The organism is Actinomadura sp. NPDC023710 (assembly GCF_040639875.1).
GTDB classification, from domain to species: Bacteria; Actinomycetota; Actinomycetes; order Streptosporangiales; family Streptosporangiaceae; genus Spirillospora; species Spirillospora citrea.
The window spans coordinates 109,556-128,673 of the sequence record NZ_JBFAGB010000008.1 but is presented as its reverse complement, the minus strand read 5'-3'; the positions used below and the strand labels follow the sequence as shown (position 1 = coordinate 128,673).

The window sequence follows — 19,118 nt, the reverse complement described above, 5'->3', positions numbered from 1 at the left end:
CTGGAAAGTGAAAAGCGGCGCCGGGTGGATACGGGGGCAATCCACCCGGCGCCGCATCATCGGTGTTCCGACGGGGGCCCGGAACACCGGCACGGGCGCCCCGACGGGGGACCAGAGCGCCGGTACAAATCGTACACCGAAACCCCCCGCGGTTAGTCAAGAGAATGTCACGACCGGATTTCCGGTCGCTGTCCGGAAACCGGCTTCTGTTCCCCGCGAAGACGGTCGTCGTAGGCCGCCGGGGCGGTCGGCTCGCGCCCTCCGTTGGCGAAGATCACGGCGACGTAGGGGAGCACGGCGGCGCCGACCACCATGAGCAGCGCGAGCCACCACGGCGCACCCGCGACGGCGGCCACCACCGCCCCCACGAAGCAGATCGTGCGGACGCCCATGGACATCAGGTACCGGCGCTGGCGGTGGCCGATGTCCTCCGACATGGGGCGGGGAGCGTCGGTGACCGTGTAGACCGCCGGCTCGCGGTGGTGGCGGGGATTGACCTTCACCATTCCACGGTAAGCCCATGGAGTCCGACCTGCACCGGCAGTACGGGGCAAAACATCTGGAGGAATCGATGACCGATCGCACGTACCGCGTGACCGAGATCGTGGGGACCTCGCCGGAGTCCGTCGATGCCGCGATACGCAACGGCGTCCGGCGCGCCTCGCAGACCCTGCGGCACCTGGACTGGTTCGAGGTGACCGAGGTCCGCGGCCACATCGAGGACGGTGAGGTGGGCCACTTCCAGGTCACCATGAAGGTCGGCTTCCGCCTGGAGGACGGCTGACGCGCGCGCCGGGCCCGGCGCCGGGTGCCGCCCGGTGTCCGGACCGCCGCGGCCGGGGGCGCCGGCGCGTACTCCCGACGTCCCCGGCCGCGACGGTTCAGGTGGCCTGGCTCACCGTCGACATGTGGAAGTCGGGGACCCGGATCGCCGGCATGGCGGCGCGGGTGAAGTAGTCCGACCACTCGCGCGGCAGCGTCGGCCCGGTCTCGCCGACCTCGGCGATCCGCGACAGCAGGTCGACGGGGCTCTCGTTGAACCGGAAGTTGTTCACGGCCCCGACGACCTCGCCGTCCTCGACGAGGTAGACGCCGTCGCGGGTGAGGCCGGTCAGCAGCAGGCTCTGCGGGTCGACCTCCCGGATGTACCAGAGGCAGGTCAGCAGCAGCCCGCGCTCGGTACGGGCGACCATCTCCTCCAGGGACGCGCCGCCGTCCGGCCCCCTCATCGCCAGGTTGTCGACGGCGGGGGTGAGCGGCAGCCCGGTGCGCTCGGCGGAGTGCCGGGTCTGGGTGAGGGACGCGAGGGTCCCCTCGCGGATCCAGTCGGTGGCGCCGAGCGCGAGCCCGTTGTCGAACACCGAGGACTCGCGGCTGGAGGCGTGCGCGATGACGAACGGGGCGCACTGCATGCCCGGGGCGGCCGGGTCGCTGGACAGGGTGACCGGCAGGTCCGCGAGCCGCTCCCCGACGCGGGTGCCGCCGCCGGGGGCGCTGAACACCGTCCGGCCGTCCTGCGCGTCCTGGGCGCCCGCCGACCAGTACAGGTAGATCATCAGGTCGGCGACGGCGGACGGCGGCAGGATCGTCTCGTACCGCCCGGCCGGCAGGTCCACGCGCCGCTCGCCCCACTCCAGCCGCCGGGTGAGGTCGCCGGTGAGGGCGGGGACGTCGACGTCGGTGAAGTCGCGGGTGCCGACGCCCGCCCACGCCGAGCCGCCCGCGCCCTTGGCGTTCAGCTCCAGCAGCCCCGTGGGCTGGTCGTGGCGCAGCCGCAGCCCCGCCGAGGAGCCGAGGAACGTCGAGGTGAGGACGTGGTTGGCGAACCCGTACAGACGCCGGTCGCCGGCCTGCGCGGCGGCGAACGCCTCGCCCAGCGCGGGAGCGAAGCCCTCGAACACCCCGATCCCGGTCTCGGCGGGCTCGTCGTCCCATCCGGCGGCGCCGCCGGGCGGCCCCTCGGCGACCAGCGGCCGGGCGTCCTCGGCGGCCTCGTTGCCGGCGGCGTCGGCCTCCGCGGCGCGCACCAGCTCCTCGATGCCGTCGGCGTCGACGGCCGACCGCGACACCACGCCCGCCGCCATGCCGTCCGCGGTGTTCCGCAGCGCGATGACGGTGAGGCGGCTGGAGCGGGTCACGCCGTTGGTGGTGAGGGTGTTGCCCGCCCACCGCAGGTTCGCGGTGCTCGCCTCGTCGGCGATGACGACGCAGTCGTCGGCGCGCGACAGCGACAGGGCCCGCTCGACGGCCTCCTGCGGCCTGATCGTGCTCACTGGCCGGCCTCCTTCAGCGCGTTGAGGATGTTGACGCCCCGGAACAGCGCCGAAGGGCAGCCGTGGCTGACCGGCGCGACCTGCCCCGGCTGGCCCTTGCCGCAGTTGAACGCGCCGCCGAGCACGTAGGTCTGCGGCCCGCCGACGGCCTCCATCGAGTTCCAGAAGTCGGTGGTGGTCGCCTGGTAGGCGACGTCGCGGAGCTGCCCGGCGAGGCGCCCGTTCTCGATGCGGAAGAACCGCTGCCCGGTGAACTGGAAGTTGTGGCGCTGCATGTCGATCGACCAGCTCTTGTCGCCGACGATGTAGATGCCGCGCTCGACCCCGGAGATCAGCTCGTCGGTGGACGGGCCGCCCTCGGCGGGCTTGAGCGAGACGTTCGCCATCCGCTGGATCGGCATGCTGGACGCGGCGTCGGCGAACGCGCAGCCGTTGGAGCGTTCGGCGCCGGTGAGGCGGGCGATGCGCCGGTCGGTCTGGTAGCCGGTGAACAGGCCCTCGGAGACGATGTCGAACGACTGGGCCTGCACGCCCTCGTCGTCGTAGCCGACGGTGGCCAGGCCGTGCTCGGCCGTCCGGTCCCCGGTGATGTTCATGACCGTGGAGCCGTACTGCAGGGTCCCGAGCTTGTCGGGCGTGGCGAACGACGTGCCCGCGTAGGCGGCCTCGTAGCCGAGCGCCCGGTCCAGCTCGGTGGCGTGCCCGATCGACTCGTGGATCGTCAGCCACAGGTTGGACGGGTCGACGACGACGTCGTACACGCCCGGCTCCACCGACGGCGCGGCGAGCTTCTCGGCGAGCAGTCCGGGGATGCGGGCGAGCTCGCCGTCCCAGTCCCAGTGCTCGCCCGACAGCCACTCCCACCCGTACCCGGCGGGCGGCGCCAGCGTCCGCATCGTGTCGAACAGGCCGCCGGCGATGCCCACGGCGTTGACGACGGGGTGCAGCCGGACGCGCTGCTGGGTCGTGACCGTTCCGGCGAGGTCGGCGAAGAACTTGTTCTCCTTGACCTGCAGCAGGGTCGCGTCGACGTGGTCGACGCGGTCGTCGCCGAGCAGCCGGCGGCTCCAGCCCGCCAGCAGCGCGACCTTGTCGGCGGTCGGCACCTCGAACGGATCGGTCTCGTAGGCGGAGACCCAGGTGCGCTCCCCGTGGACGGGCTCGGGCGCCAGCTCGATGGGCTCGCGGTTGACGGCCCTGGCGACGGCGGCGACCTCCACCGCCCGCGCGGCGACGCCGGCGGCGCCCTCGGGCGTCAGGTCGATGCCGGCGGCGAAGCCCCAGGTGCCGTCCTTGACGACCCGGACCGACAGCCCGACGTCGTCGGCGTCCAGGGCGGTCTCCAGGGCGGCGTCGTGGAGGCGGAGTGTCTGGCTGCGGATGCGCTCCAGGCGGAAGTCGGCGTGCTCTGCGCCCAGCTCCCTGGCGCGGGACAGCGCCGCGTCGGCCAGCGCGCGAAGCGGCAGCGCGGTGAAGGCGGGATCGATGTCATGCACCCTCCGCAACCTACCGTCCGCGCCCGTCCCGGCGGGGGCCGCGCGCCGCCCGAACAAAGGGAGGTGAGCGGATCTTGTCGATTCGGCACATCCGCAGCGGGTGCGCGGGCCGCTAGTGTCGTGCACCAGCCAACGAGCAGTACAACGAGAGGGTCGTGATGAGTCGCTCTGTCCTCGTGACCGGCGGTAACCGGGGCATCGGCCTCGCCATCGCCCGCGAGCTGGCCGCGGCGGGCGACGCGGTCGCGGTCACCTACCGGTCCGGAGAGCCGCCCGAGGGGCTGTTCGGCGTCCGGTGCGACGTGACGAGCGCCGAGGACGTCGACGCGGCCTTCGGCAAGGTGGAGGCGGAGCAGGGGCCCGTCGAGGTGGTCGTCGCCAACGCGGGGATCACCAAGGACACGCTCCTTGCGATCATGAGCGAGGAGTCGTTCACCTCGGTCCTGGACACCAACCTCACCGGGTCGTTCCGGGTGGCCAAGCGCGCGGTGAAGAGCATGATGCGCAAGCGCGCGGGGCGGATCGTGCTGGTCTCCTCGGTCGTGGGGCTGATGGGCTCGCCGGGGCAGTCCAACTACGCCGCGTCCAAGGCCGGCATGGTCGGGTTCGCGCGCTCCCTCGCACGCGAGCTCGGGTCACGGGGCATCACGGTCAACGTGGTGGCGCCCGGGTTCGTCGACACCGACATGACGGCGGTGCTGACCGAGGACCAGCAGAAGGCCATCACCGCAGCGGTGCCGCTCGGCCGCATCGCGAAGCCGGAGGAGATCGCCAAGGCCGTGAGGTTCGTGGCCGGTGAGGACGCCGCCTACATCACCGGGGCCGTGATCCCGGTCGACGGCGGCCTGGGAATGGGGCACTGACAGTCATGGGAATCCTCGAAGGCAAGCGCATCCTCGTCACCGGCGTCCTCACCGACGCCTCCATCGGCTTCCACGTCGCGCGGATCGCGCAGGAGCAGGGCGCCGAGGTGGTGCTGACCGCCTACCCGCGGCCGACGCTCACGCAGCGGACCGCCAAGCGGCTGCCGTCCGGCCCCGACGACCCGCCGCCGGTGCTGGAGCTCGACGTGACCGACGCCGACCAGCTGGGCGCCCTCGCCGGGAACCTGCGCGACAGCGGCTTCGACCGCCTCGACGGCGTGATGCACGCGATCGCCTTCGCGCCGCAGACCGCGCTCGGCGGGAACTTCCTGGAGACGCCGTGGGAGGACGTCGCCACCGCCGTGCACGCCTCGGCGTACTCGCTGAAGTCGCTGACGATGGCGTGCCTGCCGCTGATGAAGGACGGCGGCTCGGTCGTCGGCCTGGACTTCGACGCCACCAAGGCGTGGCCGGTGTACGACTGGATGGGCGTGGCCAAGGCCGGCCTGGAGTCGTGCGCCCGCTACCTGGCCAAGTACCTGGGCCCGCAGGGCATCCGGGTGAACCTCGTCGCGGCGGGCCCGCTCGCGACGATGGCGGCCAAGAGCATCCCCGGCTTCGAGGGCATGACCGACATGTGGCCGAAGGCGGCCCCGCTCGGCTGGGACATCAAGGACAGCGAGCCCACCGCCCGCGCCTGCGCGGCCCTGCTGTCGGACTGGTTCCCCGCGACGACGGGCGAGATCGTCCACGTCGACGGCGGCCTGCACTCCATCGGCGGCGCGTCCGCGTGACCTCCGCCGGCCGCGGTCTCGTGCTCAGCGAGCGCCGCGCCGGCGCCGGAGGGCGCGGCCCGCGACGCTCATGTTGAGCGCGCCCACCGCCCCGGCGGCCCCGGCCGCGGCGGCGACCAGCATCATCTGGCCGTCGTCCTGGCCGGAGGCGGCCACGGGGGAGATGAGGCGGGTCTGCGGCATGGCGGCCGTCCCGCCGGGGGCGTTCGGGTCGGCCGCGATCTCAGGGGTGGGCAGGACGCCCGGCAGCCCCGACGCGGTGGCCGGGGTCTGCCCGGAGTAGGGCTTGAGGCCGCCCGGCCCCGTCATCGGGGCCGGGCCGCCCGCCGTCGCACGCCCGCCGCCCGGCGCCGAGGGGGCCTTGCGCGGGGCCTTGGCGGGCGCCTTGGCCGGCGTCCTCGTCTTCTTCGTGGACTTCTCGGGGACGGGCTTCACGGTCTTGGGCGGCGGCGTCGGCGTGGGGCTCTTCGGAGTGATCGCCTCGCGCAGGTTGCCGAGGTTGCACTTCCAGTTCTCGACCGTGCTCTCGGGATCGACGCCCTTCTTGCACGTCTCCGCCGCCGCCTCGGCCGCCGGGGCGGCGAGGACCAGGACGAGCGCCCCCGCCGAGACCGCCGCCGACGCCGTTCCGAGCCGCCTGAGCCGCTGGGGCATGTCGTTCCTCCACCCGATGCCGTCCTGACCCTTGTTGACATCGTGTCCCATACGGGTCCGTCCGTAAACCGCGACACGGGGGTTTCTTTACCCGTCAGTACCTCACGGGGCCACCAGCCGCGCGAGCCTCGTGCGCCGCACGGGGGCCCCGTCCTCGCGGACGGCCCTGGCCAGCGCGGGTCCGGCCGCCTGCACGACGGACAGGTGGCGGCGCGCGAGCCCGAACGCGGTGGCCACCAGCGGCCGCGACAGGCCGTCCGCGGCCAGGACCGCGACCACGGCGGGACGCCGCGTTCCGCGCGCGAGCGCCACCGGCACCGCCCAGCCGTGCCGCAGCCGGGACGCCTCCGCCGGGGCGACGACCGCGGCGCCGCCCGGGAAGTCGACCTCCAGCCCGTGCGGGCCGCCGCCGGTCACCACGCCCGTCTCGCCGAGCGGGGCCTGCGGGAGCGGCGCGGCGACGACCACGCGGTCGCCGGGGTCCATGCCGCCGAACGCGCCGGGGCCGGGGTTCAGCCGGGCCTTCAGCGCGGCGTTCAGGGCGCCCGCGCCCGCGTCCCCGCCCGCCGCCGGGGCGACGACCTGGACGTCCTCCACGGGGATGCCGAGGGCGCGGGGGATCGAGTCGGCGACGAGCTGGACGGCCCGGTGCACCGCCTCGCCGGCGTCCTCGGCGGGCACGAGGACGACCTCGCGGCCGGGGGCGTCCACGGCGGCCAGTTCGCCGCCGCGCACCGCCTCGGTGAGCGCGCCGAGCGGGCCGGACGGCGGCTCGGCGTCCAGCGTCACGACGGGCACCGTCTCCGACGCCTCCAGGTCGTCCAGCGGCCGGCCGGGCCCGGCGGGCGGCGGGGCGCCCTGCTCGCGGCACAGCACGAGGTGGGCGCCGTCGGGGCACGCCTCGGCCAGCACCGCGCACAGTTCGACGTCGAGCGCCGCGCCGTCCGTCACGATCACCAGGTCGAGGTCGAAGGGCCGCTGCTCGCCGCGCCCGTAGACGACGGCCCCGGGCGCGGCCGAGGGGTCCTCGCGCGGCTCCAGCAGCCGGTGCAGGCTGGTGACCGCGACGCCCTCCTCCGCCCCGCCGGGGCCGGCGGCCGCCAGATCGGCGGCGGCGCGGTCGGTGGGCGCCGCCACGGCCGTGCGGACGCCCTGCGACGCGGCGGCCGAGGCGATCTCGGCGACCATGCGCGCGACGTCGTCCGGCGCGCCGCTCAGGATGCTCACGCCGGTGCGCAGCGCGGCGGTGAGGGCCAGCGAGCGGTCTTCGGGGAGCCCGTCGCGCAGGCCCTTCAGAGCGGCGTCGTCCAGCAGCGGCGCGGCGGTGAGGGTCAGGCGCTGGAACCCCTCGGCCGCCGCCTCCTCCGCGAGCGCCCACCGCGCCGGGCCGAGCGTCTCCTCCGGCTCCGGCGGCTCCGCGTCCTCCTCGAAGGCCTCCTCGTCGAACTCGGGCTCCTCGGTGAGGGACAGGACCTCCGCCTCGTCCAGCGCCGCCTCGACGGCGCGCCGCGGATCGGGGAAGCGCAGGCGCTCCAACGCGGACAGCACGTCGGCGGCGGGCGTGACCGTGTGGCCCTGGCGGGCCGCCTCCGTCAGCAGGTGCAGGACGAGGGCCCCGCCGCGGCGGGGGTCGTCGGGGCGGGCGTCCTCGCCGAGCAGGGCACGGGCGAAGTGGTCGGCCTGACCGGGCTGGACGCCGGGGACGCTCAGCAGGCGCCACGGGTCGTCGCGCAGCCGCCCGGCGGCGCCGGGCCCGAGCCGCGCCACGGCGCGGGAGGCGAGCGCGGCGGGCACGCCCGTCTCGGCGAACAGCCCGCCGAGGGCGCGCAGGCCCTCCTCCGGGCTCCCGGCGGGCTCGAGCGGCTGCGCCGGCGCCGGCGCGGGCTTGGAGGCGTCCGGCCCGTCGAGCGCGCCGGCGGCGGCCTCGGCCGCGCGCATGGCGGCCTCGGCGCGCGCCTTGCGCTCGGCGGGGGTGGGGGTCTGGTCAGGGGTGTCGGTCACGGGCTTCCCGTCACGGCTGATCTCGGTTGGCGGTGGACCGTCCAGAGCGTGCCACGGACGGCCCCGGGGTTCACGGACGAATCACGGGTGGGAGGTCGTGTCGGAGAGATCGGAGACGTCGTCCAGCGCCCCGCGGATCTCGTGCGGCAGCGTGACCTCCTCGCTCTCCAGGATCGCGCCGAGCTGCGCCGCGGTCCGCGCGCCGACGATCGGCGCGGCGACGCCCTCCCGGTCGCGGACCCACGCGAGCGCCACGGCGAGCGGGGAGCACCCGAGGCCCTCGGCGGCGGTCACCACGGACTCCACGATGCGGGCGCACTCCTCGTCCAGGTACGGCTGGACGAACTCGGCGAAGTGCGGCGCGGCGGCGCGCGACCCGGCGGGGATGCCGGTGCGGTACTTGCCGGTGAGGACGCCGCGGCCGAGCGGCGACCACGGCAGCAGGCCCGCCCCGGCGTCCAGCGCCGCGGGCACGACCTCCCGCTCGATGTCGCGGCGCAGCAGCGAGTACTCCAGTTGCGCGGACACCACGGGCGCGCGGCCCGGCCAGGCCCGCTGCCACGCGGCGGCCTTGGCGACCTGCCAGCCCGCGTAGTTGGAGACCCCGACGTACCGGGCCCGGCCCGAGGAGACCGCCTCGTCCAGCGCCGAGAGCGTCTCCTCCAGCGGCGTGTTCGGGTCGTAGACGTGCAGCTGCCACAGGTCGACGTGGTCGAGGTCCATGCGGTCGAGTGAGGCGTCGAGGGCGCCCAGCAGGTGCCGGCGCGAGCCGTCGTAGCGTCCGTTCGGCCGGATCGCGGCCTTGGTCGCGACGACGAGGTCGTCGCGGTCGACCAGCTCGCGCAGCAGGTGGCCGAGGATGCGCTCGCTGTCGCCGTCGCTGTAGACGTCGGCGGTGTCGACCAGGGTGCCCCCGGCCTCCACGAAGGCGATGAGCTGCGCGGCCGCCTCGTCCGGGGCGGTGTCCTGGCCCCAGGTCATGGTGCCGAGTCCCAGCCGGGACACCAGCAGCCCGCTCCGCCCGAGGTGACGCTCCTTCATAGGCGGCCAATCTAGCGGTCCGCGCGAGCCGCGCGGAAAGTGAGCGGCCGCCCCGGCCGGATGCGCCGCGGCGCAAAGATCCTGGTGAGGATCTATTGCGGCCGGGCGCCGCCGGGTTAGAGTTCGCAGCCATGGCGCCACCCCCGTTCTCGATGTACTCGCCGAAGACGCCGGAGGGCGACGGCGGGCCGGACGTGGCGCCGGTGTTCGGCGCGGGTCCCGGCGACGACCCCGGCTACCTCGCCTCGCTGCGCGGCGGCACCGAGCTCGGCCGGATGCGCCTGATGATGCTGGCGCTGCTGGGCGCCCCCGTCCTGATCCTGGCGATCATGCCGCTGATCGTCGAGGACGGCCGCGGGGACGCGCGGCCCTGGATCTACCTGCCGCTCGCGGCGGCCGCGCTGCCGGCCCTGCTCGCCGGGCCCCGCGCGCCGCGCCCGATGACGCCGGTCGCCGACCCGGCCGCGGCGGCGCGGACCGCTCTGATGATGTTCCGGCAGGCGATCCTGCTGCGGTTCGCGCTGGCCGAAGGCGTGATCCTGCTGGGGCTCCCGCTGGCGATGGTCGCCCACAGCGAGCTGGTCTTCGTCGCCGGGTTCGTCCTCGGCTACCCGATGCTGGTCTGGCTGGCGCTGCCCACGCGCTCCGGCGTGGAGCGGATGCGCCGCCGGCTGGAGTCGCGGGACGCCGAGTCCCACCTGTGGGCGGTGCTCCTCGCCGCGCCCGCGTCCCCCCACGACTCCGGCGCCTAGAGCCAGCCGCTCCTGCGCAGGCGGCGGAACAGGAGCACGCACACGACGGCCATCACGGCGATGGCCAGCGGGTACCCGAACGTCCAGTGCAGCTCGGGCATGTGGTCGAAGTTCATGCCGTAGATCCCGGCGATCGCGGTGGGCACGGCGATGATCGCGGCCCAGGCGGAGATCTTGCGCATGTCCTCGTTCTGCCGCTTGCCGAGCAGCGCCAGGTGCGCGGTCAGCACGCTGTTGAGCAGCTCGTTGTGGGAGTCCACCTGCCCGTCGACGCGCAGCAGGTGGTCCAGGACGTCGCGGAAGTACTCGCGGGTGGAGCCGCACTCGGCGACGCGCCCCTTCACGATCTCCTGCAGCACGGGGACGAGCGGGTCCTCGGCGCTGCGGAACTCCAGCACCTCCCGCTTGAGCGAGTAGATGTCGGCGGTGACGTCCCGGGCGTTCGGGTCGAACACGGCCCGCTCCAGCCCGATGATGTCGACCTCGACCTCGTGGGCGACGACGCCGTACCGGTCGACGACCTCGTCGCACACCGCGTAGAGGACGGCGGTGGCGCCGTGCCCGAGCAGCTCCGGCGAGTCCTCCAGCCGCTTGCGGACCGGCCCGAGCGGGTTGCCGGCGCCGTGCCGGACGGTCACCACGAAGTCGCGGCCGAGGAAGACCATGATCTCGCCGACCTCGATGTCGGAGGTCTTGTCGATGTAGGCGAGCGTCTTCAGCACCACGAACAGCGTGTCGTCGTAGCGTTCCATCTTGGGCCGCTGGTGCGCGGACACCGCGTCCTCGGCAGCCAGGGGATGCAGGTTCAGCTCGTCCTTGACCAGCTCGAACTCGTCCTCGTCGGGCTCGAAGAGGCCGATCCACAGGAAGCACTCGCCGTCCTCGCGGGCGAGGTCGAAGGCGTCGCTGATGTCGCCCTCGATGTCGCGGCGCTTCCCGCCGGCGTAGATGGCCTTGTCGACGATCACACCACGCATTGTCGCGCATCCGGGGCGACGGAACGTCCGGATGATCTCCTAGAGTGGCCGGTGTGACGACGCTTCTGCTGGTTCGGCATGGCCTGACCGCCATGACCGGCCCCGTGCTGGCCGGATGGACGCCCGGAGTGCGCCTGGACGAGCGCGGCCGCGCGCAGGCGGCGGCGCTCGCCGCCCGCCTGGCGCCCCTGCCGCTCGCCGCAGTCGTGTCCAGCCCCCTCGAACGCTGCGTCGAGACGGCCGAGGCCGTCACCGCGGGGCGCGCCGAGCCCGTCGAGAAGATCGAGACCGACGACCGTTTCGGCGAGGTCCACTACGGGGACTGGACGGGCCGCCCCCTCAAGGAGCTGGCGGAGGAGCCGCTCTGGCGCGTCGTCCAGGCCCATCCGAGCGCCGCCCGGTTCCCCGGCGAGGCGGGGGAGGCGCTGGCGGACGCGCAGCACCGCGCCGTCACGGCCGTCCGCGACTGGAACGAGCGGATCGCCGCCGCCCACGGATCCGGAGCGCTCTACGCGGTGTGCAGCCACGGCGACATCATCAAGTCGATCGTCGCCGACGCCCTCGGCCTGCACCTGGACCAGTTCCAGCGCATCCAGGCCGACCCGGCGTCGCTCACCGTGATCCGCTACACGGAGACGCGCCCGTTCGTCGTCCGGCTCAACGGCACCGGAGGCGATGTCGCCGGGTTGGTCCCGGAACCGCCGGAGGAACGTTCCGGGAAAGACGGACTCGGGTCGAGTGACGCGGCCGTGGGCGGCGGCGCGTAGGGTCTTTGTCATGCCCGTCATCTCCTACGATCTGCCGGAGCGCTTCGTCGCCGGCGCCGTCGGGCGTCCCGGCGACCGCGCGTTCTACCTGCAGGCGCGTTCCGGCCGCCGCGTCACCAGCGTGGGCCTGGAGAAGTTCCAGGTGACGCTGCTGGCCGAGCGGCTCGAGGAGCTGCTGGACGAGGTCCTGCGGCGCAGCGGCGGGGACGCCGACGTGCCCGCGGTCGCCCCGTCCGAGCTCAAGGACGACGGCCCCCTCGACCAGCCCGTCGAGGAGGAGTTCAAGGTCGGCACGATGGCGCTGGCCTGGGACCCCGACGACGAGCAGGTGGTCATCGAGGCGCAGGAGGTCACCGAGTCCGACGAGGAGCCCGAGGTCGGCGAGGACGACCCCGCCGTCGCGGTGCTGCGGGTGCGGATCAGCGCGGCGCAGGCCCGCGCGTTCGCCGAGCGCGCCCTGCAGGTGGTCGCGGCGGGACGGCCGCCGTGCCCGCTGTGCGGCCTGCCGCTCGACAGCGAGGGGCACGTGTGCCCCCGCCAGAACGGATACCTCGGCTGAGATGACACCCCGCTGTGCTGGATCATGGACGACGTGGCCGGGAGAATGAACGCATGACGCAGTCCTCCCGGGGCCGGGCGCCCGCCGGCGACGCAGGCGGGCGGGGCGAGGCCGGGCGCGCGGTGTCGCCGCGCGACGCCGCCGCCGCCGAGCGGCTGCTGTCCGCCGGGCGCCTCGCCGTGGAGGGCCGCCTCGTCCAGGCGTCCAACGCCACCCTCTACTGCGCGATCGAGCACGACGGGGTGTCGGCCAACTGCGTCTACAAGCCGGTCGCGGGGGAGCGGCCCCTGTGGGACTTCCCCGACGGGACCCTCGCCGAGCGGGAGGTCGCCGCCTACGAGGTCTCCAAGGCGATGGGCTGGGGCACCGTCCCGCCCACCGTCCACCGCGACGGCCCCTACGGGCCCGGCATGGTGCAGCTGTGGGTGGAGCCCGATCCCGAGGTCGACCTGGTCGGCCTGTCGCGCTCCGACGACGAGGCCGTCCGCCGGATGTCGGTCTTCGACGCCGTCGTCAACAACGCCGACCGCAAGATCGGCCACCTGCTGCCGCCCGGCGACGGCCACGTGTACGGCTGCGACCACGGCGTCTGCTTCTCCGTCGAGTACAAGCTGCGCACCGTCCTGTGGCAGTGGCGCGGCAAGCCCCTCACCCCGGAGGCCGTCGAGGCGCTCGGCCGGGTCGAGGCGGACCTGCGCGGCGGCGCCCTCGGCTCGCGGCTCGCGGAGCTGCTCACCGCCGAGGAGGTCGACGCCACCCGGCGCCGCGTCGAGCTGATGCTCAAGCACCGCATCCACCCCTACCCGCCCGAGGACTGGCCCGCCATCCCCTGGCCGCCGCTGTAGGCCTGCCCCGCCGAGTTCGGCATATCGGGGGAATGCTCCAATTGGGGCATGTGCACGGCGATCATCAGTGTCGACCCGTCCTCTCCGGTCCCGGTGCTCCTCGCGGGCGTGCGGGACGAGTTCACCGCCCGCGCATGGGAGCCCCCCGGCCGGCACTGGCCGGACCGCCCCGGCCTCGTCGGCGGCCGCGACCTGCGCGCGGGCGGCACCTGGCTGGCGGTCGACCCCGCCGCGCCGCGGGCCGCCGTCGTGCTGAACGGCCGCGGCGCGATGGCGCCCGAGGCGGGCCGCGCCTCGCGCGGGGAGCTGCCGCTGCGGGTCGCCGCCGACGGCAAGCTCGGCCGGCCGGACCTCGCCGCGTTCGACCCCTTCCACCTCGTCGGCGCCGAACCCGACCGGGTGCGGCTGTGGAGCTGGGACGGCACGGCACTCACCGAGCGCGGGCTCGGCCCCGGCCTGCACATGATCGTCAACAGCGGGCTGGAGGGGGAGGGCCAACTGGAGGGCGAGACCGAGGACGCCTACATGGCGGCGCGGCTCGCGCACTTCCGGCCGCTTCTGGCCGCCGCGCCGCGCCCGGAGCCGCGCCTTGAGGACCCGGTGGAGCGGGCCTGGGGCGCGTGGCTGCCGCTGGTGGACGGCGACGGCCTGCCCCGCGCCGACCACCGCGCCCTGCTTCCCCTGCTCGACCTGGGCGACGGCCGCGTGTGGGGCACCACCTCCGTCAGCCTCGTCGCCCTCGGGCGGACCGGCGTCCGGTACGACTTCTCCGCCGTCCCCGGGGACCCGCGCTCCTGGACGCGCGTGCGCTGAGATGCGCCGTCCCGCCCACTTGCCGGCTCCGGCTGCGGAACATGACGCTCGGTGCTAGTTTGACTACCTAATGCGATCTTCGTCGGGGCGGAGCCGCCCGCGAAGGGTCATCGGCAGACGGGGAGTGCGGATGGCAGCGGTGGCACGCGCGGCGGCGCGATGAGCAGCTACGCCGAGGTGGAGACCCGCAGGCCGAGGACGGCGCCGGACGAGGCCCTGCCCGTGGACGGCCGCACCCCCTGCCAGCTCGCCTGGACGCGGTTCCGCCGCGACCGGCTCGCGGTCGCGGCGCTCGCCGTCCTCGCGCTGATCCTCGCGTTCGCGGCGCTGGCGCCGCTGTGGGCGCAGCTGACCGGCCACCCCTACGACGCGACCTTCCCCGGCACCGGCCTGGACGCCGGAGGGCAGCCGCGCGGGCCGGGCGCGCGGTTCCCGCTCGGCGCCGACCAGCTCGGCCGCGACGTCCTGGTCCGCGCCGCCTACGGGGCACGGATCTCCCTGGCCGTCGGGGTCCTCGCGGCCCTGATCGCCTCCGCCGCCGGGACCGCGGTCGGGACGCTCGCCGGGTTCGCGGGCGGCGCCCTGGACACCCTGCTCGCCCGGCTCATGGACATGATGCTCGCCCTGCCGTACCTGCTGGTGGCCATCGTGCTGGCGACCACCTTCCAGATCACCTCGATCACCGCCAGCCTGACCATGACGATCCTGATCATCGCGTTCTTCTCGTTCGCCGCGGTCGCCCGCGTCATCCGCGGTCAGGTGATCATGCTCAGGCGGCGGGAGTTCATCGAGGCGGCCCGCGCCCTCGGCGCCTCCGACGTCAGGATCATGTTCGGCGAGGTCCTGCCGAACCTGTCCGCGCACGTCACCGTGCTGACCTCGCTGCTGGTCCCGGCCTCGATCGTGTTCGAGGCGACGCTGTCGTTCCTCGGCGTCGGGGTGCGCCCGCCTATGCCGAGCTGGGGGTCGATGCTCGGCGAGGGCGGCGACGCGTTCCAGGCGGCCTGGTGGCTGCTGGCCGTCCCGGGCGTCCTGCTGCTGGCGACCACGCTGGCGTTCAACCTGCTCGGCGAGGGCATCCGCGACGCCTTCGACCCGCGCGGCGACCGCGCGCCCGGGGGGCGGTGAGGCGTCGTGGCGCGGTTCGCCCTCCGCCGCCTGCTCTACGCGGTCGTGGTGCTGTGGCTGGCGGCCACGCTTGTCTTTGTGTTCCTGCACGTCTCGCCCGTGCCGGTGGAGCGCGTCATCGGCGGGCCGCGCGCCACCGCCGACACCCTCGACCAGATCCGCCGCAACCTCGGGCTGGACCGCCCCGTCCTCGTCCAGTACTGGCGGTTCGCCGGACGGTTGATGCGCGGCGACCTCGGCGACTCCTACATCAACGGCGTGCCGGTCACCACCCTGATCGGCCAGCGCCTCCCCACGACGCTGTGCCTGGTGGCGGGCGCCGCCGTCCTGTGGTTCGCCGGCGGCGTGCTGCTCGGCGTCCTCAGCGCGACGAGGGCGCGCGGCCTGGGGGACAGGGCGGTGACCGTGTTCGTGCTGATCGGAATGTCCACCCCGCCGTTCGTGATGGCCCTCGCGCTGCTGCACGTGTTCTCCGCCGGGCTCGGCGGGGGCGCCGTCCACCTCTTCGAGGCGGGGCCCCCGCTGCAGGAGCACTTCCTGCGGCGGATGGTCCTGCCGTGGATCGCGCTGGCGTTCCTCATGATCGCCACCTACACGCGCCTCACCCGCGGGGCGATGCTGGACGTGCTCGGCGAGGACTACGTGCGGACGGCGCGGGCCAAGGGCCTGCCGGAACGCCGCGTGGTCGGCCGGCACGGGCTGCGGACCGCGCTGGCCCCCGTCGTCACCCAGCTCGGCATCGACCTCGGCGCGCTGATCGGCTCGACGATCGTCACCGAGAAGGTGTTCGGGCTGCAGGGCATGGGGCAGCTGGTCTACCAGTCCATCGCGCTCGGCGACACACCGGTCATCATCGGGGTGACGCTGCTGGTGACGTCGTTCGTCGTCGTCGCGAACCTGCTGGTCGACATCGGCTACTCGGTGCTGGACCCGCGCGTCCGGCTCCGCTGAGCCCGCCGGCGGGCCCACTCCGGCGGAAGCCGCGATCTCGGATTCATGCCGCGAAGTGCCCATGGATAAGCTTTCCGTATGCGATCGTGGCCCGCCTCCGAAGTCCCCAGCCTGTCCGACGCGGGACTGCCCGCCGCGACCCGGCCCCTCAGCCTGCACGACACCGGCACCGGGACGACGCGCCCCACGTCCCCCGGCGACACGGCCCGGATGTACGTGTGCGGGATCACCCCCTACGACGCGACGCACCTCGGCCACGCCAGCACCTACCTGGCCTTCGACCTCGTCAACCGGGTGTGGCGGGACCTCGGCCACCGGGTCCACTACGTCCAGAACGCCACCGACGTCGACGACCCGCTGCTGGAACGTGCCCGGCAGACCGGGGAGGACTGGCGCGCGCTCGCCGACCGGGAGATCCAGCTCTTCCGCGACGACATGACCGCGCTGCGCGTCCTGCCGCCCGACCGCTACGTCGGCGCGGTCGAGGCGATCCCGCTGATCATCGAGATGATCGAGAAGCTGCGCGGCCGGGACGCCGCCTACGAGTTGGACGACGACGTCTACTTCCCCATCTCCTCCGACCCGGCGTTCGGCCAGGTCAGCCGGCTGACGCGGGAGGAGATGGCGCCGCTGTTCGCCGAGCGCGGGGGCGACCCGGACCGAACCGGCAAGCGCGACCCCCTCGACGCGCTGCTGTGGATGGCGCGGCGCCCCGGCGAGCCCGGCTGGGACTCACCGTTCGGGGAGGGCCGCCCCGGCTGGCACGTGGAGTGCTCGGCGATCTCCATCGAGTACCTCGGCATGGCGTTCGACGTCGAGGGCGGCGGCTCGGATCTGGCGTTCCCGCACCACGAGATGGGCGCCTCGCATGCGCAGGTCGCCACGGGGGAGCGGCCGCACGCCCGCGCCTACGTGCACGCCGGCATGGTCGGCCTGGACGGCGAGAAGATGTCCAAGTCGCGCGGCAACCTCGTGTTCGTGTCGAGGCTGCGGGAGTCCGGCGCCGACCCGATGGCGATCCGGACGGCGCTGCTGGCCCACCACTACCGCTCCGACTGGGAGTGGACCCCGGACGCCCTCGACGAGGCGGTCGCCCGCCTCGGCCGCTGGCGCGCCGCCGCGGCCCGCCCGTCCGGCCCGCCCGCCGCCCCGCTGGCCGCCGCGGTCCGCGCGGGCCTGGCCGACGACCTGGACACCCCGGCCGCGCTGGCGGCCGTGGACGCCTGGGCCTCCGCCGACGGCGACGACGAGGCCGCGCCGGCCCAGGCCGCCGCCATCGTCGACGCCCTCCTCGGCATCGCACTCTGACCGGCGCCCTCCGCCTCGCCCCGCGCCGGCGGGCCTGCCACAGCAGGTCTGCCGGCGCGTATCAGACCGGCGAACCGGTCACGGCGGGCTCACCGGCCCCCGGCGCCACCGGCCTCCGGGGAGGAAGACGTCATGATCAGTGCACTGCGCGACGCGTGCGGGCCGCCGCAGGGCATTCGGGGCGACCCCGGGCGCACCCCGGACGCGGCGCTCAGCCCGGGTCGCGGCGGCGCAGGTAGCGCTCGAACTCGCGGGCGATGGCGTCGCCGCTCGCCTCGGGCAGCTCCGTGGCGTCCTTCTGCTCCTCCAGCGTGCGGACGTACTCGGCGACCTCCGAGTCCTCCTCGGCGAGCTCGTTGACGCCGTGCTCCCAGGCGCGGGCCTCCTCGGGCAGCTCACCGAGCGGGACGGTGACGTCGAGGAGGTCCTCGACGCGGCGCAGCAGCGCGAGGGTGGCCTTGGGGGAGGGGGGCTGCGCGACGTAGTGCGGGACGGCCGCCCACAGCGACACGGTGTCGAGGTCGGCCTTGGCGCAGGCGTCCTGGAGCACCCCGAGGATGCCGGTCGGCCCCTCGTAGCGGGCCGGCTCCAGGTTCAGGGTGTTGACCAGGCCGGCCTCGGATGCGGCGCCGGTGACCGGCACCGGCCGGGTGTGGGGGGCGTCGGCGAGCAGCGCGCCGAGCAGCACGACGTTGCGGATCTCCAGCTCCAGCATCAGCCCGACCAGCTCGCGGCAGAACGACCGCCACCGCATGTTGGGCTCGATCCCGTGCAGCAGCACGACGTCCTTGCCGTTCGGCAGCCGCGCCCATGACACGCGCGTCGTCGGCCAGGTGATGCCGCGGGTCTCGCCGTCGGTCATCTCGACGATGGGGCGGGTGACCTGGAAGTCGTAGTAGTCGTCCGGGTCGAGCTCGGCGATGGGCACCGCCTCCCAGGTCGACTCCAGATGCGCGATGACCCCGCTGGCGGCCTCCCCGGCGTCGTTCCACCCCTCAAAGGCGGCCACGAGCACCGGATCGACGAGTTCCGGCACGCTTTCGAGCTCGACCACGCGCTGCCTCCTTTCGACGCCCAGGTACAGCGTCACCGACGGGGGCCGTCATTCCCGGGGGTCGGGGGCCCCGCTCATGATCGGTGGCTGTCAGCCTACGTCCTGACGGTGACGTACCCCACCCCTCCGGAAGCCAGACCCCGCCCTGTACGCCCGCGGCGGAACCCGGGTCACGATCGGGTCACCGGCAGCGGGGGAGCGGTGTCACTTGCCGCGCGGAGTGGTGTGCACGATGAGCACGTCGCAGGAGGCGCGGTGCGACAGGTTCGCCGGGACGGAGCCGAGGATGCGGCCCGCGAGGCTGTTGAGCCCCCGGTTGCCGATCACCATGAGGTCCACGGGGCGCTCCTTCGCCAGCTTCGACAGCACGTCCACGGCGTCGCCCTCGACGGCCTCCTGCTCGATGTCGGTGGCGCCGGCGGCGACGGCCCGCTCCCGCGCGGCCCGCAGCGCGTCGTCGGCGGGCGTGGACCCCTGCACCTTGTAGGCCAGGTCGCCGAGCCGGTCGGCGGCGTTCGCGCGCTCGCGCTCGGGCATGGGGCTGTAGGCGGAGGCGAGCAGGAGGGTGGCGCCCGTGGCGGCGGCCAGCTGCGCGGCCTTGTCGACCGCGCGGAACGAGGAGTCGGAGCCGTCGGTGCCGACGAGGATGATGCGGTACGCGCTCATGCCGTTCCTTACCCGTTAGTAGTCACTGCGGGCACGCTACCGGTCCGCCGTCCCATCCGTCACCGTCTCTTTGCACACCCCGTCCAAGAGGCGCCGGCCCCCCCGGAGGGGACGCCCGAGGTGCCCCTTGATCGCATGGATAGGGTGGTTTCCCGGCTTGTACGACCTGTGAGGAG

The 19,118-nt window shown here is 74.2% G+C and carries 20 protein-coding genes; 11 read left to right on the top strand and 9 right to left on the bottom strand.

All coding sequences use genetic code 11. The features are described from left to right. Nucleotides 1–167: 167 nt before the first annotated feature. Nucleotides 168–506, bottom strand: coding sequence for a DUF3099 domain-containing protein (locus AB0H37_RS11865; protein WP_218935182.1), 339 nt, complete (start codon nucleotides 504–506; stop codon nucleotides 168–170). A gap of 65 nt (nucleotides 507–571) precedes the next feature. Between AB0H37_RS11865 and AB0H37_RS11860 the strand changes: the two genes are divergently transcribed. Further along, a complete protein-coding gene (locus AB0H37_RS11860) occupies nucleotides 572–784 on the top strand; it encodes a dodecin (RefSeq protein WP_179835190.1) in 213 nt (70 codons plus the stop codon). A gap of 97 nt (nucleotides 785–881) precedes the next feature. Here the strand turns inward: AB0H37_RS11860 and AB0H37_RS11855 are convergent, their stop codons facing one another. Both AB0H37_RS11855 and AB0H37_RS11850 read right to left on the bottom strand, forming a co-directional pair. Next, a complete protein-coding gene (locus AB0H37_RS11855; protein ID WP_360612448.1) occupies nucleotides 882–2,264 on the bottom strand; it encodes a metallopeptidase TldD-related protein in 1,383 nt (460 codons plus the stop codon). 5 nt (nucleotides 2,265–2,269) lie between these two features. Then, nucleotides 2,270–3,769 (bottom strand): TldD/PmbA family protein, encoded by a 1,500-nt coding sequence (locus tag AB0H37_RS11850; protein ID WP_360612342.1) that lies wholly within the window; start codon nucleotides 3,767–3,769, stop codon nucleotides 2,270–2,272. A 158-nt stretch (nucleotides 3,770–3,927) separates the two neighbouring features. Here AB0H37_RS11850 and AB0H37_RS11845 point away from each other — a divergent pair, with 158 nt between their 5' ends. Beyond that, nucleotides 3,928–4,632: a beta-ketoacyl-ACP reductase gene (locus AB0H37_RS11845; protein WP_179835188.1), complete on the top strand. Its 705-nt coding sequence runs from the start codon at nucleotides 3,928–3,930 to the stop codon at nucleotides 4,630–4,632. Nucleotides 4,633–4,637: 5 nt separating this feature from the next. Continuing rightward, nucleotides 4,638–5,426: an enoyl-ACP reductase FabI gene (fabI, locus tag AB0H37_RS11840; RefSeq protein ID WP_179835187.1), complete on the top strand. Its 789-nt coding sequence runs from the start codon at nucleotides 4,638–4,640 to the stop codon at nucleotides 5,424–5,426. Between the two features lie 24 nt (nucleotides 5,427–5,450). Here fabI and AB0H37_RS11835 read toward each other — a convergent pair whose 3' ends face one another. The 3 genes from AB0H37_RS11835 to AB0H37_RS11825 all read right to left on the bottom strand — a co-directional run bounded on the left by AB0H37_RS11835 (nucleotide 5,451) and on the right by AB0H37_RS11825 (nucleotide 9,122). After that, on the bottom strand, nucleotides 5,451–6,080 hold the full coding sequence (locus tag AB0H37_RS11835) for a hypothetical protein (protein ID WP_360612341.1): 630 nt from the start codon (nucleotides 6,078–6,080) through the stop codon (nucleotides 5,451–5,453). A 102-nt stretch (nucleotides 6,081–6,182) separates the two neighbouring features. After that, nucleotides 6,183–8,081 carry a helix-hairpin-helix domain-containing protein gene (locus AB0H37_RS11830; protein WP_360612340.1) on the bottom strand — a complete coding sequence of 633 codons (1,899 nt, stop codon included), beginning with the start codon at nucleotides 8,079–8,081 and terminating at the stop codon, nucleotides 6,183–6,185. 81 nt (nucleotides 8,082–8,162) lie between these two features. Beyond that, nucleotides 8,163–9,122: an aldo/keto reductase gene (locus AB0H37_RS11825; protein ID WP_329090265.1), complete on the bottom strand. Its 960-nt coding sequence runs from the start codon at nucleotides 9,120–9,122 to the stop codon at nucleotides 8,163–8,165. A 131-nt stretch (nucleotides 9,123–9,253) separates the two neighbouring features. Between AB0H37_RS11825 and AB0H37_RS11820 the strand changes: the two genes are divergently transcribed. Beyond that, nucleotides 9,254–9,874: a hypothetical protein gene (locus AB0H37_RS11820; RefSeq protein ID WP_360612339.1), complete on the top strand. Its 621-nt coding sequence runs from the start codon at nucleotides 9,254–9,256 to the stop codon at nucleotides 9,872–9,874. Here the strand turns inward: AB0H37_RS11820 and corA are convergent. Then, nucleotides 9,871–10,851, bottom strand: a complete 981-nt coding sequence (gene corA / locus AB0H37_RS11815) for a magnesium/cobalt transporter CorA (RefSeq protein ID WP_360612338.1) — start codon at nucleotides 10,849–10,851, stop codon at nucleotides 9,871–9,873. The two genes, AB0H37_RS11820 and corA, sit on opposite strands and share 4 nt — an antisense overlap. Before the next feature lie 53 nt (nucleotides 10,852–10,904). Here corA and AB0H37_RS11810 point away from each other — a divergent pair, with 53 nt between their 5' ends. The 7 genes from AB0H37_RS11810 to mshC all read left to right on the top strand — a co-directional run bounded on the left by AB0H37_RS11810 (nucleotide 10,905) and on the right by mshC (nucleotide 17,222). After that, a complete protein-coding gene (locus tag AB0H37_RS11810; RefSeq protein ID WP_360612337.1) occupies nucleotides 10,905–11,618 on the top strand; it encodes an MSMEG_4193 family putative phosphomutase in 714 nt (237 codons plus the stop codon). 10 nt (nucleotides 11,619–11,628) lie between these two features. Next, nucleotides 11,629–12,177, top strand: coding sequence for a DUF3090 domain-containing protein (locus tag AB0H37_RS11805; RefSeq protein WP_179835181.1), 549 nt, complete (start codon nucleotides 11,629–11,631; stop codon nucleotides 12,175–12,177). 53 nt (nucleotides 12,178–12,230) lie between these two features. Further along, on the top strand, nucleotides 12,231–13,022 hold the full coding sequence (locus AB0H37_RS11800) for an SCO1664 family protein (protein WP_329090274.1): 792 nt from the start codon (nucleotides 12,231–12,233) through the stop codon (nucleotides 13,020–13,022). A gap of 48 nt (nucleotides 13,023–13,070) precedes the next feature. Beyond that, entirely contained in the window at nucleotides 13,071–13,835 is a 765-nt protein-coding gene (locus AB0H37_RS11795) for an NRDE family protein (protein WP_329090277.1), read from the top strand. A gap of 159 nt (nucleotides 13,836–13,994) precedes the next feature. After that, a complete protein-coding gene (locus AB0H37_RS11790; RefSeq protein WP_360612336.1) occupies nucleotides 13,995–14,963 on the top strand; it encodes an ABC transporter permease in 969 nt (322 codons plus the stop codon). A gap of 6 nt (nucleotides 14,964–14,969) precedes the next feature. After that, entirely contained in the window at nucleotides 14,970–15,914 is a 945-nt protein-coding gene (locus AB0H37_RS11785) for an ABC transporter permease (protein ID WP_329090281.1), read from the top strand. A 78-nt stretch (nucleotides 15,915–15,992) separates the two neighbouring features. After that, on the top strand, nucleotides 15,993–17,222 hold the full coding sequence (mshC, locus tag AB0H37_RS11780; protein ID WP_360612335.1) for a cysteine--1-D-myo-inosityl 2-amino-2-deoxy-alpha-D-glucopyranoside ligase: 1,230 nt from the start codon (nucleotides 15,993–15,995) through the stop codon (nucleotides 17,220–17,222). A gap of 211 nt (nucleotides 17,223–17,433) precedes the next feature. Here the strand turns inward: mshC and AB0H37_RS11775 are convergent, their stop codons facing one another. Further along, nucleotides 17,434–18,276 (bottom strand): PAC2 family protein, encoded by an 843-nt coding sequence (locus tag AB0H37_RS11775; protein ID WP_089313456.1) that lies wholly within the window; start codon nucleotides 18,274–18,276, stop codon nucleotides 17,434–17,436. 204 nt (nucleotides 18,277–18,480) lie between these two features. Further along, nucleotides 18,481–18,942, bottom strand: a complete 462-nt coding sequence (locus AB0H37_RS11770) for a universal stress protein (protein WP_179835175.1) — start codon at nucleotides 18,940–18,942, stop codon at nucleotides 18,481–18,483. Nucleotides 18,943–19,118: the final 176 nt, after the last annotated feature.

Coding starts and splice junctions, on each gene's coding strand:
- AB0H37_RS11865 (WP_218935182.1), bottom strand. CDS start 506: ATGGTGAAGGTCAATCCCCGCCACCACCGCGAGCCGGCGGTCTACACG.
- AB0H37_RS11860 (WP_179835190.1), top strand. CDS start 572: ATGACCGATCGCACGTACCGCGTGACCGAGATCGTGGGGACCTCGCCG.
- AB0H37_RS11845 (WP_179835188.1), top strand. CDS start 3,928: ATGAGTCGCTCTGTCCTCGTGACCGGCGGTAACCGGGGCATCGGCCTC.
- fabI (WP_179835187.1), top strand. CDS start 4,638: ATGGGAATCCTCGAAGGCAAGCGCATCCTCGTCACCGGCGTCCTCACC.
- AB0H37_RS11835 (WP_360612341.1), bottom strand. CDS start 6,080: ATGCCCCAGCGGCTCAGGCGGCTCGGAACGGCGTCGGCGGCGGTCTCG.
- AB0H37_RS11825 (WP_329090265.1), bottom strand. CDS start 9,122: ATGAAGGAGCGTCACCTCGGGCGGAGCGGGCTGCTGGTGTCCCGGCTG.
- AB0H37_RS11820 (WP_360612339.1), top strand. CDS start 9,254: ATGGCGCCACCCCCGTTCTCGATGTACTCGCCGAAGACGCCGGAGGGC.
- corA (WP_360612338.1), bottom strand. CDS start 10,851: ATGCGTGGTGTGATCGTCGACAAGGCCATCTACGCCGGCGGGAAGCGC.
- AB0H37_RS11805 (WP_179835181.1), top strand. CDS start 11,629: ATGCCCGTCATCTCCTACGATCTGCCGGAGCGCTTCGTCGCCGGCGCC.
- AB0H37_RS11800 (WP_329090274.1), top strand. CDS start 12,231: ATGACGCAGTCCTCCCGGGGCCGGGCGCCCGCCGGCGACGCAGGCGGG.
- AB0H37_RS11795 (WP_329090277.1), top strand. CDS start 13,071: ATGTGCACGGCGATCATCAGTGTCGACCCGTCCTCTCCGGTCCCGGTG.
- AB0H37_RS11790 (WP_360612336.1), top strand. CDS start 13,995: ATGAGCAGCTACGCCGAGGTGGAGACCCGCAGGCCGAGGACGGCGCCG.
- mshC (WP_360612335.1), top strand. CDS start 15,993: ATGCGATCGTGGCCCGCCTCCGAAGTCCCCAGCCTGTCCGACGCGGGA.
- AB0H37_RS11770 (WP_179835175.1), bottom strand. CDS start 18,942: ATGAGCGCGTACCGCATCATCCTCGTCGGCACCGACGGCTCCGACTCC.